General features: G+C 73.2%; 12 protein-coding genes. 3 read left to right on the top strand and 9 right to left on the bottom strand.

What is annotated here, in order from left to right:
* Positions 1–192: 192 nt before the first annotated feature.
* Complete coding sequence (locus D3A59_RS02355; RefSeq protein WP_119153332.1) at positions 193–912, bottom strand: DUF1045 domain-containing protein; 720 nt, start codon at positions 910–912, stop codon at positions 193–195.
* A gap of 52 nt (positions 913–964) precedes the next feature.
* Positions 965–1,930: a helix-turn-helix domain-containing protein gene (locus D3A59_RS02350; RefSeq protein ID WP_170162279.1), complete on the bottom strand. Its 966-nt coding sequence runs from the start codon at positions 1,928–1,930 to the stop codon at positions 965–967.
* Positions 1,931–2,087: 157 nt separating this feature from the next.
* Here D3A59_RS02350 and pobA point away from each other — a divergent pair, with 157 nt between their 5' ends.
* Positions 2,088–3,266 carry a 4-hydroxybenzoate 3-monooxygenase gene (pobA, locus tag D3A59_RS02345; protein ID WP_119153330.1) on the top strand — a complete coding sequence of 393 codons (1,179 nt, stop codon included), beginning with the start codon at positions 2,088–2,090 and terminating at the stop codon, positions 3,264–3,266.
* Here the strand turns inward: pobA and D3A59_RS02340 are convergent.
* The 6 genes from D3A59_RS02340 to D3A59_RS02315 all read right to left on the bottom strand — a co-directional run bounded on the left by D3A59_RS02340 (position 3,239) and on the right by D3A59_RS02315 (position 8,946).
* Positions 3,239–4,300: a branched-chain amino acid ABC transporter permease gene (locus D3A59_RS02340; protein ID WP_119153329.1), complete on the bottom strand. Its 1,062-nt coding sequence runs from the start codon at positions 4,298–4,300 to the stop codon at positions 3,239–3,241. The two genes, pobA and D3A59_RS02340, sit on opposite strands and share 28 nt — an antisense overlap.
* Before the next feature lies 1 nt (position 4,301).
* Positions 4,302–5,189: a branched-chain amino acid ABC transporter permease gene (locus D3A59_RS02335; RefSeq protein ID WP_119153328.1), complete on the bottom strand. Its 888-nt coding sequence runs from the start codon at positions 5,187–5,189 to the stop codon at positions 4,302–4,304.
* A gap of 117 nt (positions 5,190–5,306) precedes the next feature.
* Positions 5,307–6,527 carry an ABC transporter substrate-binding protein gene (locus D3A59_RS02330; RefSeq protein ID WP_119153327.1) on the bottom strand — a complete coding sequence of 407 codons (1,221 nt, stop codon included), beginning with the start codon at positions 6,525–6,527 and terminating at the stop codon, positions 5,307–5,309.
* A gap of 58 nt (positions 6,528–6,585) precedes the next feature.
* Positions 6,586–7,290 carry an ABC transporter ATP-binding protein gene (locus tag D3A59_RS02325; RefSeq protein ID WP_119153326.1) on the bottom strand — a complete coding sequence of 235 codons (705 nt, stop codon included), beginning with the start codon at positions 7,288–7,290 and terminating at the stop codon, positions 6,586–6,588.
* Position 7,291: 1 nt separating this feature from the next.
* Complete coding sequence (locus D3A59_RS02320; protein ID WP_119153325.1) at positions 7,292–8,068, bottom strand: ABC transporter ATP-binding protein; 777 nt, start codon at positions 8,066–8,068, stop codon at positions 7,292–7,294.
* Positions 8,065–8,946, bottom strand: a complete 882-nt coding sequence (locus D3A59_RS02315) for an IclR family transcriptional regulator (RefSeq protein WP_119153324.1) — start codon at positions 8,944–8,946, stop codon at positions 8,065–8,067. Before D3A59_RS02315 ends, D3A59_RS02320 begins: the two co-directional genes overlap by 4 nt.
* Positions 8,947–9,320: 374 nt before the next feature.
* Between D3A59_RS02315 and D3A59_RS02310 the strand changes: the two genes are divergently transcribed.
* Both D3A59_RS02310 and D3A59_RS02305 read left to right on the top strand, forming a co-directional pair.
* Entirely contained in the window at positions 9,321–12,338 is a 3,018-nt protein-coding gene (locus D3A59_RS02310; protein ID WP_119153323.1) for a bifunctional diguanylate cyclase/phosphodiesterase, read from the top strand.
* A gap of 184 nt (positions 12,339–12,522) precedes the next feature.
* Positions 12,523–13,449, top strand: a complete 927-nt coding sequence (locus tag D3A59_RS02305; RefSeq protein WP_119153322.1) for a GGDEF domain-containing protein — start codon at positions 12,523–12,525, stop codon at positions 13,447–13,449.
* A gap of 13 nt (positions 13,450–13,462) precedes the next feature.
* On the opposite strand, the gene D3A59_RS02300 is transcribed toward D3A59_RS02305, so the two are convergent.
* Positions 13,463–17,026 (bottom strand): PAS domain-containing hybrid sensor histidine kinase/response regulator, encoded by a 3,564-nt coding sequence (locus D3A59_RS02300; RefSeq protein WP_119153321.1) that lies wholly within the window; start codon positions 17,024–17,026, stop codon positions 13,463–13,465.
* Between the last annotated feature and the right edge of the window lie 261 nt (positions 17,027–17,287).

Below are 17,287 nucleotides of genomic sequence, written 5' to 3'. Positions count from 1 at the left end.
GTTGCCATCCAAGGGTTTCCGCCCCCCCGAAACCTGTGCATGGAGGGGTTTGTTTCCCCGTCCCGGGGATACAACAACTTTCCGCGGAGGGTCCGGCCTGTGGATAAGCCTCCGGTTGTTCCAGACTTACCCCCAGCCTTGCTCCTTGACAGGCCTCCCGCCGGCGCCGCGGGGATCGGCGAGGGGTGCCGCTCAGCCGCCGAAGGGCAGTCGCTCGCTCAGCACGAAGGGCTCGCCGGGTGCGGCCTGCTCGAACAGGCACAGCGAACGGCAGACGAGCGGCTCGGCCAGCGCCGCGGCGAAATGCGCGCGCGCGAGCTGCCGCAGCCGCGCGTGCACGCCGAGCTGCTGCGGCGGCAGCTCATCGCTCAGCGTGATGTGGAAGCGCCAGGCGTCGAGCACCCAGGGATAGCCCCAGCGCTCGAACAGCGCCTGCTGGCGCGGCGCCAGGCCCTTGCCCTGCTGGCGTGCCCGCTCCTCGGGGCTCGGCGGCGCGCGGAAGGCGTCGAGCCCGGTGACCACGCCGTCGGCGAGCCGGTGCAGCGGGTGGTGGCGCGACAGCGGCGCCAGCGGCTGCAGTGCGAGGAAGCCGCGGTGCAGCGCGATGCCCAGCGCCGGCACGCGAAAGGGCATGTGCGCGCGCGCCAGCCGCGCGGCGGCCTGCACCAGCGCGCCGCGCGCCGCCGGGTCGCGCAGCCGCATCGGCGCCTTCAGCGTGGCGTGGAAGCCGTAGCGGCGCGGCGCCTCGATCCAGTCGCGCTGCGGCACGCCGTCCTCGGCGAAGCGCCGCTCGGGCCGCGAGGGGTCGCGCAGCAGCCAGGTGCAGCCGGCCTCCCACAGCGGGTGCCCGGGCTCGGGGGCGAAGTAGAAGGCGTAGCGCGCGGCCGGCTCGGCCGGTGGGGAGGGTGACATCGGGACCTCGTGCGGTGCGGCAGGCGGACAGGGGGGCAGGCGCCGCGCCGCCTCAGGCGGCGGCCGGCTGCTGCGGGGTTTCGGGGACGAGGCCGGCGGGCTGCTGCGCCAGGTAGCGCCGCACCTCCTCGCGGAACTCGCTCGGCGCGCGCCCGCTCTCGCGGGTGAAGAAGCGTGTGAAGTAGGCGGTGTCGGCGAAGCCGAGCGACAGCGCGATCTCCTTGATGCTCAGCGAGCTGTAGGCGAGGTCGCGCTCGGCCTCGCGCACGGTGCGGCGGTTGAGCACGCCGAGCGCCGACAGGCCGAGCGAGGCGCGGCACAGCCGGTTGAGCTGCGTCGGCGTGATGCCGAGCTGCGCCGCGTAGCCGGCGACGCTGCCGCGCTCGCGGAACTGCTGGTTCACGAGCGCGGTGAAGCGCTGCAGGTGGCGCTGCCCGCGCGAGGCCTCGCTGCCCGCGCCGCCCTGCGCCGAGGGCGCCGCCATGCGGCCGAGCGTCAGCAGCAGCAGCGACAGCCGCGCATCGAGCGCCGCGGCGCGCCAGGGCGCATGGCCGTGGAACTCGTCGAGCAGCGCGGCGAGCGCCTGCTCGAGCGCACCGAAGGCGGCGGCGTCCTGCGCCGGGCGCAGCACGCGCGGCTCGGCGAGCGCCTGCGGCAGCAGCGGCTGCCCGCCGGCGAGCGCGCGCGCGTGCGCGGCCCCCACCGTCACCACCGAGCCGTCCACCCCGGGCTCGAAGTCGAAGCCGTGCGGGCGCTCCGGCGGCACGAACACGATGCAGGGCGCGCTCAAGTCGATGTTCGATCCGTCCAGCAGCCCGCGCCCGCCGCCGCTGCGCACGTGCAGCAGCTGCAGGAACAGCTCATGGCGGTGAGGCCGGATCTCCCAGTCGTAGAGCGCGCTGCGCTGCGGGATCGATTCGCAGTGGAGATGGTCGGGCAGCGGGCCCGTGCCCAGCTCGCCGTAAAGCGCGTAGGTGGGCACGGACGGGGCAAGCCCTTTGGCGTGCGGCAAGGACATGGTTTTCCCGAGGGGCCGATCGAATGTTCGGATTGTCCAAGCACTGGTGCGATCCGTCCATTCTCCGACACGGGGGGTGCCGATACGCTGCGAACCGTTCCATACCCGGCATCGGGCGCGGCACTTGCCGCGCTTGTCACGCATCCAGGAGACCTCCATGCGCACCCAAGTCGCGATCATCGGCGCCGGCCCGGCGGGCCTGCTGCTCGGCCAGCTGCTGCACAAGGCCGGCATCGACAACGTCATCGTCGAGCAGCGCAGCGGCGAGTACGTGCTCGGCCGCATCCGCGCCGGCATCATCGAGCAGATCTGCCAGGACCTGCTCGACGAGGCGGGCGTGGGCGAGCGCATGCACCGCGAGGGCATCGTGCACCACGGCATCGAGCTGTGCTTCGGCGGCCAGCGCCACCGCATCGACCTGAGGCAGCTCACCGGCGGCAAGTCGGTGATGGTCTACGGCCAGACCGAGGTCACGCGCGACCTGATGGACGCGCGCGCCGCCGCAGGCCTGCCCACCGTCTACGAGGCGGCCAACGTGCAGGTGCACGACTTCGACGGGACCTCGCCGCGCGTGAGCTGGCAGAAGGACGGCGCCACGCACGAGCTGCAGTGCGACTTCATCGCCGGCTGCGACGGCTTCCACGGCGTGTGCCGCGCGAGCGTGCCGGCCGACCGCATCCAGACCTTCGAGCGCGTCTACCCCTTCGGCTGGCTCGGCATCCTCGCCGACACGCCGCCGGTGTCCGACGAGCTGATCTACTCGAACCACGAGCGCGGCTTCGCGCTGTGCAGCATGCGCAGCCACACCCGCAGCCGCCACTACGTGCAGGTGCCGCTGACCGACAAGGTGGAGAGCTGGAGCGACGAGGCCTTCTGGGACGAGCTGCGCCGACGCCTGGACCCCGAGGCCGCGGAAAGTCTCGTGACCGGCCCCTCGATCGAGAAGAGCATCGCGCCGCTGCGCAGCTTCGTCGCCGAGCCGATGCGCTTCGGCCGCATGTTCCTCGCCGGCGACGCGGCGCACATCGTGCCGCCCACCGGCGCCAAGGGCCTGAACCTCGCGGCGTCGGACGTGCGCTACCTGTCGCGCGCCTTCGTCGAGTACTACAGGGACAAGACCGAGGCCGGCATCGACGACTACTCGCGCAAGGCGCTGCGCCGCGTCTGGAAGGCCGAGCGCTTCAGCTGGTTCATGACGAGCCTGCTGCACAAGTTCCCGGACGACGCGGGCTTCGGCTTCAAGATCCAGCAGGCCGAGCTCGACTACCTCGTGAGCTCGGCCGCCGCGTCCACGTCACTCGCCGAGAACTACGTCGGGCTGCCCTTCGAGGACTGAAGCCCGGAGGAGGCCACCGGCGGCGGCGCCTCGCGCCCCGCGGCCGGCGCTGCCGGCTCGGGCGGTGGCGGCACAGTGGCGCGCTGGCGCCGCCGCTGCTGCCACGCGAGCAGCTCGCCGACGAAGCCGCGGCGGAAGGCCACCACGCAGACGACGAAGATCGCGCCGATGATCACCGTCACCCAGGAGCCGACGCGGTCGGCGAGGAAGTTCTGCAGCCCGACGATCGTGAAGGCGCCGATCACCGGGCCGGCGAAGGTGCCCATGCCGCCCAGCAGCGTCATCAGCACCACCTCGCCCGACAGCGACCAGTGCACGTCCGACAGCGTCGCGAAGCCGAGCACCAGCGTCTTGAGCGAGCCGGCCAGCCCCGCGAGCGCCGTGGACAGCACGAAGGCGAGCAGCTTGTACCGGTCCACGTCGTAGCCGAGCGAGACCGCGCGCGGCTCGTTCTCGCGGATCGCCTTGAGCACCTGACCGAAGGGCGAGTGCACGATGCGGATGATGCCGAGGAAGACCGCGACGAAGACCGCGAGCACGACGAAGTACATCACCCGGTCGTCGGCGAGCGGCAGCACGCCGAAGAGCCTGCCCCGCGGCACGCCCTGCAGCCCGTCCTCGCCGCCGGTGAAGGGCGCCTGCAGGCAGACGAAGAACACCATCTGCGCCAGCGCCAGCGTGATCATCGCGAAGTAGATGCCCTGGCGGCGGATCGCGATCGCGCCGACCACCAGCCCGATCGCCGCGGCGATCGCGACGCCGGCGAGCACGGCGAGCTCGGGCGACCAGCCCGCGCTCCTCACCAGCCAGCCGGTGGCGTAGGCGGCCGAGCCGAGGTAGGCGGCGTGGCCGAAGGACAGCAGCCCGGTGAAGCCCAGCAGCAGGTTGAAGGCGCAGGCGAAGATCGCGAAGCACAGCGCCTTCATCAGGAACACCGGGTAGAGCCCGATGAAGGGCGCGGCCACCAGCAGCGCCAGCACCGCGAGCCACGCGATGCGGGCCTGCCGGGCCTGCAGGGATGCACTGCTGCTCATCTCACTTCTCCTTGCCGAACAGGCCCGCGGGCCGGATCATCAGCACGATCGCCATGATCACGAACACGACGATGCTGGAGGCCTCGGGGTAGAACACCTTGGTCAGGCCCTCGACCAGCCCGAGCCCGAGGCCGGTGAGGATGGAGCCGAGGATCGAGCCCATGCCGCCGATCACCACCACCGCGAACACGACGATGATCAGGTTGCTGCCCATCAGCGGCGTCACCTGGATCACCGGCGCGGCCAGCACGCCCGCGAAGGCCGCGAGCGCCGCGCCGCCCGCGTAGGTCAGCATCACCATGCGCGGCACGTTGATGCCGAAGGCCTGCACCAGCGCCGGGTTCTCGGTGCCGGCGCGCAGCGTCGCGCCGAGGCGCGTCTTCTCGATCACGAACCAGGTGCCGAGGCAGACGACGAGCGAGGCGAGCACCACCCAGGCGCGGTAGTTCGGCAGGATCATGAAGCCGAGGTTGGTGGCGCCCTGCAGCGCCTCGGGCACCGGGTAGGTCTGGCCCGAGACGCCGAACTCGTGGCGGAACAGGCCCTCGAAGATCAGCGCGAGGCCGAAGGTCAGCAGCAGCCCGTAGAGCGGGTCGAGCTTGTAGAGCCGCTTGAGCAGCGTGCGCTCGATCGCGAGGCCGAGCGCGCCGACCAGCAGCGGCGCGAGCACGAGCGAGACCCAGTAGTTGATGCCGAAGCGCTCCAGCGCGTACCAGGCCACGTAGGCGCCGATCATGTAGAGCGCGCCGTGCGCGAAGTTGACGATGCCGAGCAGGCCGAAGATGACCGCCAGCCCCAGGCTCAGCAGCGCGTAGAAGGAGCCGTTGACCAGCCCGAGCAGCAACTGCCCGAGGAAGGCCTGCAGCGGAATGCCGAAGATCTCGTTCATGGAGGCTCCGAGGGGACGACGGGGCGGTCCGGGAAGGAAGCGGGCCGGCGGGCCGGCCTCAGCCCGCCTGCCCGGGCCGGGCGCGGCGCGCGGCGCGCGCCGGCGCCGCGCTCGGCCTCACTGCTTCCAGAGGGCGCACTTGCTTTCTTCCTTGGTCGTCCATGCCGCCGGGCCGCGGATCGTCTCGACCACCTTCAGGTAGTCCCACGGGCCCTTCGACTCCGCGGGCGTCTTCACCTGCATCAGGTACATGTCGTGCACCATGCGCCCGTCCTGGCGGATGAAGCCCTCCTTCGCGAACACGTCATTGATCTTCGCCTTGCGCAGCTGCTCGAGCACCTTGTCGCCGTCGTCGGTGCCGGCGGCCTTCACGGCGTTGAGGTACTGCGTCGCGGCGGAGTAGTCGGCCGCCTGCAGCGACGAGGGCATGCGCTTGACGCGCTCCTGGAAGCGCTTGGCCCAGGCGCGGGTCTCGTCGTTGAGGTCCCAGTACCAGCTGTCGGTGAGGTACATGCCCTGCGTCGCCTTGAGGCCCAGCGAGTGGATGTCGTTGATGAACATCAGCAGCCCGGCGAGCTTCATCGTCTGCGTGATGCCGAACTCGTTGGCGGCCTTGATCGAGTTGATCGTGTCGCCGCCCGCGTTGGCCAGGCCCAGGATCTGCGCCTTGCTCGACTGCGCCTGCAGCAGGAAGGACGAGAAGTCGCTCGCCGACAGCGGGTGCTTGACCGAGCCGAGCACCTTGCCGCCGGCCTCCTGGATGACCTTGGTGGTGTCGTTCTGCAGCGAGGCGCCGAAGGCGTAGTCGGCGGTGAGGAAGTACCAGGTCTTGCCGCCGTTCTTCACCACCGCGCCGCCGGTGCCCTTGGCCAGCGCCACCGTGTCGTAGGCCCAGTGCACGGTGTAGGGGCTGCACTGCTCGTTGGTGAGCTGCGCGGTGGCGGCGCCCACCGCGATGAAGGGCTTCTTCTTCTCCTGCGCGACCTTGGCCATCGCGAGGCTGGTGCCGGAGTTGGTGCCGCCGATCAGCAGGTCCAGCCCCTGCTGGTCGAACCACTCGCGCGCCTTCGACGCGGCAACGTCGGCCTTGTTCTGGTGGTCGGCGAACAGCACCTCGACCTTCTTGCCGGCGATCGCGCCGCCGGCGTCGGCCACCGCCATGCGGATCGCCTCGACGCCGCCCTGCCCGTCGATGTCGGCATAGAGCCCGGACAGGTCGGTGATGATGCCGATGCGGATCACGTCGCCGGAGAACTGGGCGTGCGCGGGGGCCGCGGCGCCGAACGCGAGGCCGGCGGCAATGCCGCAGGCGGCGGCGATTCTCTTCAGCTTCCTCATCTCGTTGTCTCCTTCGTGGGGGTCGGGAAGGCGGGGCGGACGCGGGCGCGCGCGGCGCTCACACGCCGAGGTACTCGTGCAGCTGCCCGATGTGCGCGGGCAGCTCTGCCTGGGTGAACTGCTGGATGATGCGGCCGTGCTCCATCACGAGGAAGCGGTCGGCCAGCGGCGCGGCGAAGCGGAAGTTCTGCTCCACCATCACCACCGTGTAGCCCTGGCGGCGCAGCGTCGCGACGGTCTCGGCGAGCTTCTGCACGATCACCGGCGCGAGCCCCTCGGAGATCTCGTCGAGCAGCAGCAGCCGCGCGCCCGTGCGCAGGATGCGCGCCACCGCCAGCATCTGCTGCTCGCCGCCCGACAGCCGCGTGCCCTGGCTGCCGGCGCGCTCGCGCAGGTTCGGGAACATCGCGTAGATCTGCTGCACGTCCATGCCGCCGGCCGACAGCCGCGGCGGCAGCAGCAGGTTCTCCTCGGCCGACAGGCTCGAGAAGATGCCGCGCTCCTCGGGGCAGTAGCCGATGCCCAGCCGCGCGATGCGGTGCGTGGGCAGCTCGATCGTCTCGGTGCCGCGCACCCGCACCGAGCCGCGGCGGCTGCCGGTCAGCCCCATGATCGCGCGCAGCGTGCTGGTGCGCCCGGCGCCGTTGCGCCCGAGCAGCGAGACCACCTCGCCCTCGTCGACATGGAAGTCCACGCCGTGCAGCACGTGCGACTCGCCGTACCAGGCGTGCAGGTCGCGCACCTCGAGAAAGCGTTGCGCCATGTCAGTGGGCTCCCTGGAGTTCGGTCTGCGCGCTGCCCATGTAGGCCTCGATCACCGCGGGGTTCCTCGACACCTCGGCGTAGGGCCCCTCGGCGAGCGTGGCGCCGCGCTGCAGCACGGTGATCGTGTCGGCGATGCTCGCGACCACGCTCATGTTGTGCTCGACCATCAGCACGGTGCGGTCCGCGGCGACCTTCTTGATCAGGCGCCGGATGCGGTCCACGTCCTCGATGCCCATGCCCTGCGTCGGCTCGTCGAGCAGCATCAGCTCGGGCTCCATCGCCAGCGTCGTCGCGATCTCGAGCGCGCGCTTGCGGCCGTAGCTCAGCTCCACCGCGAGCGCGCCCGCGTCGGCCTCCAGCCCCACCTCGCGCAGCAGCTCGAGCGCGCGCGCGTCGAGCCGCGAGAGCGTGCGCTCGGAGCGCCAGAAGTGGAAGGAGGTGCCCAGGCGGCGCTGCAGCGCCACGCGCACGTTCTCCAGCACCGTCAGGTGCGGGAACACCGCCGAGATCTGGAACGAGCGCACGATGCCGCGGCGCGCGATGTGCGCCGGCTTCTCGTGCGTGATGTCCGTGCCGTTGAAGAGGATCTGCCCCGAGCTCGGCGCGAGGAACTTCGTCAGCAGGTTGAAGCAGGTGGTCTTGCCGGCGCCGTTGGGGCCGATGAGCGCGTGGATGGTGCCGCGGCGCACCTTCAGGTCCACCGCGCTGACGGCGACGAAGCCCTTGAACTCCTTCGTCAGCCGCCGCGTCTCGAGAATGATGCCGTCGGGCTTCATGCCGCTGCCCCTCCGATGGTCGTGATGCCCGGCTCGCTGCCGCCGAGCCGTTGCGTGAGCCGGCGCGCGACGCGCAGCACGGTGTCGCGCTGGCGCTCGGCGCCGCCGCCCTGCCCGTCCGTCGCGAGCGAGGCCTTGTGGATGCACACGCCGACGCCGGCCACCGCGCGGCCGCTGGCGTCGAACACCGGCGCGCCGAGGCAGTACACGCCCTCGCGCACCGTCTCGTCGTCGATGCTGTAGCCGCGCGCGCGCACCGCGTCGAGCTCCTGCAGCAGCTGCACGCGCGTGGCGGGGCCGTGCTGCGTGAGGCGCGCGAGCTCCTCGCGCGGCAGCAGCCGGCGCAGCTGCGCCTCGTCCTGGTAGGCGAGCATCGCGCGGCCAGTGGCCGCGAGGTGCGCCGGCAGCCGCATCCCGGCGCTGAAGGCGAGCCCGAGCGGGCGGCGGCCCTGGCGCGCCGCGAGGTAGACCACGTCCGTGCCGTCGAGCACCGACAGCACCAGCGTCTCGTCGGGCGGCGCCGCGAGCTCCTGCTCGAGGGCCGCGCCGAACTCCTGCGTCACGTCGGTGCGCGCGATGAAGGCCTGGCCGAGCGACATCACCCGCGGGCCGAGGAAGTAGCTGCCGTCGATGCAGCGGCGCAGGTAGCCGCGCACCGCCAGCGTGTGGCACAGCCCGTGGGTGCTGCTCTTCGGCAAGCCGAGCCGCGCCGCGATGCGCGCCACGTTCATCGGCTCGCGTCCGTCGGCCAGCAGGTCGAGCACCGCCAGCGCCCGCGACACCGCCGGCACCAGCACCGGCGCGCGCCGGCCTGCCGCGGCGTCCCCGCCCGCGGGCACGGCGCCGTCCGGCCCGTCCCTCGACACGCTCTCGTCCATCGGCTTGCCTCCTCCGAAGACTGGCGGGATCGGCGGGCGGTGCGGGAGGCTGGATCGAGCGCCTCGGCTTGTGCTCTGGCACGCCTGCCGGGTTCAGAAAACGGAACTGCATCCAGTCCGCTGAACCAGTCTAGGCAGATCGAGCGCGATCAAAACCCTAGCGTTTCACGGGTCCAGGGAAAGTCCTGAGAGGGAAAGCGCGAGTCGGCCGGCGAGCAGTTGCTGCACCCTGCGGCCCTCGTCCGGCGGTCCGGGCACTTTTCCTGCCCCGGCGAGGGTTTGCCCATTCCGGAAAGGACGAACTTGCAGCCCCCGCCCTCCCCGATGGAACGCCGCCGGGCCGCCGCACGCCGCGCCCGGCGGCCCGCGACGGCATGAGGCCGCGCGACAGCGGCATCGTGCCCGGCATGGGCCGCCCGCACTCCGGGCCCGCGGGCCGCGGCTCGCCCTGGCCGGCGGCGCTGAGCGCGGCGCTGGTCTATTTCGCCCTGGTGCTCGGCGGCATCGTGCTGTCGCGCCAGCCGGGCAGCGTCGCGACGCTCTGGTACGCGAACGCGGTCGGCGTCGTCGCCCTGCTCGGCCGCCACCCGCGCGACTGGCCGCTGCTGCTCGGGGCGCTGGCGCTGGCGAGCCTGGCGGCGAACCGCTCCTACGGCGACGCCTGGCCGCTCGCGCTGAGCTACCTCGCCGGCAACGCGGTGGACATGACGCTCGCCGCCTGGCTGCTCAAGCGTCGCGGCGCCTGGGTCGGCGCAACACGCGACCCGGGGCGGCTGATGCGGGTGTTCGTGCTCGGGGGCGTGGTGCCGGCCTCCGTCACCGCGCTGCTGGCGGCGGCGCTGCTCGGCGCGCAGGGCGTGGGCGGCTCCTTCGCGGGCCTGGCGATCTCCTGGTTCCAGGCGCGGCTCGTCGGCGCGATGACGGTGCTGCCGCTCGGGCTCTTCCTGCTGGAGCGGGGCTGGCGCGGCTGCGTGCAGGGCTTCGCGCGCGCCGAGGCCTGGCTGCTGCTGCTCGCGAGCCTGGCGATGGCGGTGCTCGCGCCGCTGCACCTGCCCTTCCCGCTCGTCTTCGTCGCGCTGCCGCTGGTGGTGACCGCGGCACGCGCCGGCTTCGCGGTGACGGCGATCGCCGCGCTGCTGGCCTCCGCGTGCGTGGGCGGCCTGATGGCCTCGGGCGCCTTCGTGCCGCCGCCGCAGGCGCTGGCGCAGTCGCGCGCGCTGCTCTACCTCGCGCTGCTGGCCACGCTCGCGCCGCCGCTGCTGCTCGCGGCCTCGGTGGAGGCGCAGCGCCAGCGCTACCGCGAGCAGTTCCTGCGCGCGCCGGCGATGCTGCACTCGCTCGCGCCCGACGGCCGGCTGCTCGGCGCGAGCCGGCACTGGCTGCACAAGCTCGGCTATGCCGAGGAGCACGAGGTGCTGGGCCGCCACATCGAGGAGTTCCTCGCGCCGGAGTCGGTGTCGCGCATGCGCCGCGAGGTGGTCCCGGCGCTGTTCGAGCTCGGCCTGTGCCACGACGCCGAGCTGCGCATGGTGGCGCGCCGCGGCGAGGTGCTCGACGTGCTGGTGTCGGCGGTGCTCGAGCGCGACGAGCGCGGCCAGCCGCTGCGCGTGGTCGGCTTCGTCGAGGACGTGACCGAGAAGCGCGCGCTGTCGGCGGCGCTCGCCGCCGAGCAGGAGCTCAGCGAGGTGACGCTGCACTCGATCGGCGACGGCGTGGTGTCGACCGACGCCGACGGGCGGGTGCGCTACCTGAACCCGGTGGCCGAGTCGCTGGTGGGCTGGACGCGCGGCGACGCGGCCGGTCGTCCCTTCGCCGAGGTGGTGAGGCTGATCGACCAGGCCACGCGCGAGCCGCTCGACGACCCGGTGCGGCGCTGCCTGGCCGAGCACCACCGCACCGCGGTGCCGGAGAACACGCTGCTCGTGGCGCGCGACGGGCGCGAGCACGCGATCCAGGACTCGGTGTCGCCGATCCGCGACCGCGCCGGCACGGTGATCGGCGCGGTGATGGTGTTCCAGGACGTGAGCGAGTCGCGCGCGCTCGCGCAGCGCATGAGCTTCCTCGCGCAGCACGACGCGCTCACCGGGCTGCCCAACCGCGTGCTGCTCTACGACCGCGTGCGCCAGACCTGCCTGATCCACGCGCGCGACGGCGGCAGCTTCGCCGTGGTCTTCCTCGACCTCGACAACTTCAAGCACGTCAACGACTCGCTCGGGCACGCGGCCGGCGACGAGCTGCTGCGGCTGGTCGCGCAGCGCCTCAAGGGCGTGCTGCGCTCGTCCGACACCGTCAGCCGCATGGGCGGCGACGAGTTCGTGATCGTGCTGAGCATGCTCGCGTCGAAGGACGACATCGCCCGCGTCGCGCAGGCGGTGCTCGCCGAGATCGCGCGGCCGTGCATGATCGGGCGCACCGAGGTCACGGTCGGTGCGAGCCTGGGCATCGCGGTCTTCCCCGAGGACGGCGCGGACGCCGAGACGCTGCTCAAGCACGCCGACACCGCGATGTACCGCGCCAAGCGCGACGGCCGCAACCGCCACCACTTCTTCTCGCGCACGATGGACGAGGCGGCGGCCAAGCGCCTGTCGCTCGAGGGCGACATGCGCCGCGGCATCGGCGCGCGCGAGTTCCACCTGCACTACCAGCCGCTGGTGGACTGCGCGAGCGGGCGCATCGTCGGGGTCGAGGCGCTGGTGCGCTGGCGTCGCGACATGCAGGGCGAGCAGCCGCCCGGCGTCTTCATCCCGGTGGCCGAGGAGAGCGGCCTGATCGTGCCGCTCGGCCGCTGGATCCTCGAGGAGGCCTGCCGGCAGCAGCGGCGCTGGCTCGACGAGGGCTTCGAGCTCGACAAGGTCTCGGTCAACATCTCGCCGATCCAGTTCGCCGCGCCGGGCTTCGCCGGCTCGGTCGCCGAGGCGCTGCGCCAGGCGGGGCTCGACGGCCGCCAGCTCGAGCTCGAGATCACCGAGTCGACGCTGATGCAGGAGCCGCAGGCGACGCTGCCGCTGCTGGCCGAGCTGCGCGCGCTCGGCGTGCGCGTGGCCATCGACGACTTCGGCACCGGCTACTCGAGCCTCGCCTACCTGCGCCGCTTCCCCGTCGACACGCTGAAGGTCGACCAGTCCTTCGTGCGCGAGATCGCCGCCGCGCCCGAGGACCGCAAGATCGTCGACGCGATCATCGCGCTCGCGCGCAGCCTGAACCTGCACGTGATCGCCGAGGGCGTCGAGCAGCAGGCGCAGGCCGACGTGCTGATGGAGCTCGGCTGCCACGCGATGCAGGGCTACCTGTTCGCGCGCCCGGCCGGCAGCGAGCACATCACGCAGGCGCTGCGCTCGGACAGCGCCAGTGCGCGCGCCTGGCGCTCGCCGGCGCCGCCCTGGCGGCACTGAGCCGCGTCCCTCGCCTCTCGCGGATCGGAACCGCCCTGCCGCGGGCCGGCTGCGAGACCGGTGCCTCGCAGCCCGACGGCGCGGCGCCCCGCGGGCATGCTGTCGCCCCGAAGCGTGTCGCAGTCGACGCGGGGGCCGGTCCGCGCGTCGCCGCGGCCCGGCCCCGGCCCTACACTCGCGCCCCATGAAGGGCGACCCGGTGCCGGCGGACCGCTTCCTCGACGAGGAAGCGCGCCGGGCCGTCGCCGCGACGCTGGAGTGCTCGGAGCTGGTGGCGGGGCTCTACGACGCGCAGGACCGGCTGCGCTGGGCCAGCGCGAGCTTCGAGCGCGTGTTCCTGCGCGGCTTGGCGATGCCGGTGGATTTCCCCGATCTCCTGCGCCACGGCTTCCGGCACGGCTTTGGCGTGCAGATCGACTGCGGCGACGTCGAGCAGTTCCTCGCCGACATCCTGCCGCGCCGCCGCAGCACGCCCTTTCGCGCCTTCGCGGTCGACATCGTCGGCGGGCAGTGGCTGTGGATGACCGAGACGCTGCGGCCCGACGGCTGGCTGCTGTCGGTGGCGAGCGACATCACCGCGCTGAAGACGCGCGAGCTGTCGCTGCAGCAGGCGCACGAGGACATGCTGACGGTGGCGCGCACCGACGCGCTGACCGGGCTGTGGTCGCGGCGCCGCATCCTCGAGCTCGGCGAGGCGGCGCTGCGCGGCTGCGCCGAATCCGGCCGGCCCTTCAGCCTGGCGCTGATCGACCTCGACCACTTCAAGCGCATCAACGACACGCAGGGGCACGACCGGGGCGACGAGGTGCTGCGCCACTTCGGCGCGCACTGCCGCGCGCTGCTGCGCCCCGTCGACGCGCTGGGGCGGCTCGGCGGCGAGGAGTTCCTGCTGCTGCTGCCGGGTGCGCCGCTCGAGGCGGCGCAGGCCATCGTCGAGCGGCTGCGGGCCGCCCTGCCGGGAACCCATGCGCTGCCCTACACCTTCTCGGCCGGGCTCGCGCAGGCGCTCGGGCGCGAGCCGCTCGAGGCGGCGATCCGGCGCGCCGACGGCGCGCTCTACGAGGCCAAGCGGCTCGGCCGCGACCGCAGCGTGTGCGCGCCGGGCGGCTGAAGGGCGCGCGGCCTCAGGTGGCGCCCGCGCCCGCTCCGGCAGCGGGCTGCGCCGGCGGCAGCGCCTGGCGCAGGGCGCCGACGAGGGATTCCAGCGCGTCGACGAGGCGGCGCAACTGCCGCTCGCGCGAGCCGGCATCGGCCTCGTCGCGGATCGCGGCCTCCAGCGCCTGCGCCGCGTCCTGCACCGCGCCCGCGCCCATGTAGCTCGCGCCGCCGCGCAGCTTGTGCGCGAGCCGGCCCACCTCGTCCCAGCGCCCGGCGGCGGCGTGCTGCGCGAGCTGCGCCCCGTCCTGGCCGTGCAGCTCGACGAACAGGCGCAGCAGGTCGTGGTAGCGGCCGACCTTGCCGCTGCAGATCGCGAGTCCGCGCCGGGCGTCCAGCCCCGGGATCGGCGGCAACCCGGCCGCGGGCTCCGACTCCTCCGGGGCCTCGGCCGGCGGCTCGGCCGCCTGCTGCACGGGGGCCGGCGGCTCGGGCAGCCAGCGCAGCAGCGCCGAGAACAGCACGTCCGGGTCGACCGGCTTGCCGACGAAGTCGTCCATGCCGGCCTCGGCGCAGGCACGGCGCTCCTCGGTGAAGACGTTGGCCGTCAGCGCGATGACGGGCAGCCGCGCGAACTGCGGCATGCGGCGCAACTCCCGCGTCGCCGTGAGCCCGTCCATCTCGGGCATCTGGATGTCCATCAGCACCAGGTCGAAGCGCCCGGCGCGCAGCCGCTCGAGCACCTCGCGGCCGCTGCCCGCGGCCACGCCCTCGATGCCGACGCCGCGCAGCAGGTCGAGCAGCACCTCGCGGTTGATCGCGTTGTCCTCGGCGAGCAGCACGCGCGCGCCGCCCGGACGCTGCTGCAGCGCCTGCTCGGCGCGCACGCCGGAGGGCGTCACCGCCTGCGGCACCGTCTCGCGGCCGCGCTCGAGCCGCGCGGTGAACCAGAAGGTGCTGCCGCGCCCGGGCTCGCTGTCGAGGCCCGCCTCGCCGCCCATCAGCCGTGCCAGGCGCCGCGTGATCGCGAGGCCGAGCCCGGTGCCGCCGTAGCGGCGCGTGGTGGAGGGGTCGGCCTGCTCGAAGGCCTCGAAGAGCTGCGCCTGCTTCTCGGGCGCGATGCCGATGCCGCTGTCCTGCACCTCGAAGCGCAGCCGCAGCGCGTCGCCCGCCTCCCCGAGCAGCCGCACGCGCAGCGTGATGCCGCCCTGCTCGGTGAACTTGATCGCGTTGCCGGCGTAGTTCAGCAGCGCCTGCTGCAGCCGCGTCGGGTCGCCGCGCAGCCAGGTCGGCACGCCCGCGGAGTCCACCTCGATGCGCAGGCCGCGCGCCTCGGCCTCGGGCCCGATCAGCGAGGCGACGTGGTCGAGCACGGCGTCGAGCGCGAAGTCGGTGTGCTCCAGCTCCAGCCGCCCGGCCTCGATCTTCGACAGGTCCAGGACGTCGTTGATGATCGACAGCAGGTGGCGGCCCGCATCCTCGATGCGGGAGAGCCGCTCGGCCTGCCTCGGCAGCACGCCGTCGCGGCGCAGCAGGTGCGTGAGGCCCAGGATCGCGTTGAGCGGCGTGCGGATCTCGTGGCTCATGTTCGCGAGGAAGGCGCTCTTGGCGCGGTTGGCCGCCTCGGCGCGCTCGCGCGCCTCGGCCAGCTGCGCGGTGCGGCTCGCGACCAGCTCCTCCAGGTGGTGGCGGTGGCGGTCGAGCTCGCGGCCGATGCGCTTCTTCTCGGTCACGTCCTCCATCACCGCGAGGTAGTGGGTGATGGCGCCGTCGGGCTGGCGCACCGGCGAGACGATCGCGAACTGCACGTAGTCGCTGCCGTCCTTGCGCCGGTTGACGAACTCGCCCTTCCACGACTCGCCGCTCAGCAGCGCCTGCCACATGCGCGCGTAGGTGTCGTGCGGCGTGCGGCCCGAGCCCAGCAGCTTCGGGTTGCGCCCCATCACCTCGCCGCGCGCGTAGCCGGTGATGCGCTCGAAGGCCTGGTTGACGTACTCGATGCGCGCCTCGCGGTCGGTGATGACGACGATCTCCGGGCTCTGCTCGACCGCGAGCAGCAGCTTGCGCAGCTGGTCCTCGGTGCGCTGGCGCTCGGTGATGTCGCGCGCGATGCCGTAGACGCCGATGACGCGGCCCTCGGCGTCGCGCAGCGGCCCCTTGGTCGAGAGGAAGACGCGCTCGCCCCCCGGCGTCGTCACCCGCTCCTCGACGGTGCGCTCGGCGGCGTCGTCCATCACCTGCTGCTCGAACGCGATCAGCCGCTGCGCCTGCTCCTGCGGGAACAGCGCGTGGTCGTCGCGCCCGAGCACCTCGTCGCGCGGCCGGCCGGCGAAGCGCTCGGCCGCCGGGTTGAAGAGCAGGTAGCGGCCCTCCCGGTCCTTCGCGAAGATCGCGTCCTCGGAGCTGTCGGCGATCGCCTGCAGCAGCTGCAGCGCGCGCAGCCGCTCGGCCTGCGCCTCGCGCTCGCTCAGCGAGGCGGCGAGCTGCCGGCGCCGGCGCGCCTCGGCGGCCGCGCTGGCCGCCGCCGCGAAGGCCAGCAGCCCGGCCAGCAGGATCCATGGCGCATCGGTGAGCACGCCCTGGTGCACCTGCGAACCATCGGTCTCGGAGCGCAGCACCCAGTCCGTGCCGGGCACCAGGTGCTCGACCGCGAGCACGCGGCCGCGGGCCGGCCGGTCCTCGGCGCCCTCCTGCAGCACGAACTCCAGCCCCTGGTGGCGCAGCAGCGCGCGACCGCCTTGCACGCCGTCGATCATCGCGCTGAAGAAGCGGTCGGACGAGCGCACGCGCAGCACCACGACCGCGACCGGGCCGCTGTCCGGGGCGGCCAGCGGGACGACGAAATCGAGCCGACCCTCGCCCCCGGGCCCCCGGTAGAAGCCGATCGAGTGCACCTGCCGCTGCGCCACGCTCTGCCGCGCGGCGCCCGCGAGGCCGGGTTCGGGCGGCGGCGGCCCGCCCGAGGAGCTCCACAGCGGCGTGCCCCGCGCGTCGAGCAGCAGCACGTTCGCGAAGCCCACGGCCTGGCCGAAATCCGCGAGCCGCTGGCGCAGCCGCTCGCCGCTGGCCGCATCGCCCTCGCCCTGCCAGCGCCGGTAGAGCTCGCCGAGCGCGAGGCTGCGCTGCAGGAAGCCGACATTGGCCAGCCGCTCGCCGTACCACTGGCCGAGGCGCTGCGCATGCAGGCCGGCCAGGCTCTCCAGCTGCGCCGTCTCGGCCTCGCGATGCCGGTGCACGCTGTAGGCGAGCCCGGCGGCGGTCAGGGCCGCCGCCGCGGCGCCGATGACGAGCAGCGTCGGCGCCAGGCTGCGCTGCGGCCCCGCGGGCAGCGCCGCGGCCGTTCCTGCCGGGCGCGAAAGCCGGCCCCGCATCAGGCCGTAGAGCAGCAGCGAGGTGACGCCGACGAACAGCCAGCCCTTGAGCAGGTGCGCCAGCCTCAGCTGCCCGGAATCGCCGAAGGCCCATTCCACGGCCCGGTCCGACAGCAGGACCCACAGCGACGCGAAGGCCGCATACACCAGCACGACGCCCAGCACACCGCGCCGCCCGGCCTCGGGGACCGGTCGTGCGGAGGGCGGCGCAGGCGACTTCATGGCCTGCCTCCCGGGCAACCCGCCTGCCCGGCCCCTGCGCCCGAGCACCCCCGCCCGTCACGCCCCATCGCGGCGCCCTCTGCAGCGTTCATGTTCTTCGAATGATCCGGACAAGCGATGTGAACTTCCTTGGCTGAAGTCCCTTCTAGCATCGCCGCATCCCCATCGATTCGCGGGCCCCGGATGCCCCCATCGCTTCAAATGCTTTTAACGGAACCCCCGCGGCCGCCCGCCCCCGCACCGCGCTACGGCGTCCCGGCC

The organism is Caldimonas tepidiphila, assembly GCF_003569765.1.
GTDB lineage: Bacteria > Pseudomonadota > Gammaproteobacteria > Burkholderiales > Burkholderiaceae_C > Caldimonas > Caldimonas tepidiphila.
This window is presented reverse-complemented; position numbering and strand designations above follow the sequence as displayed.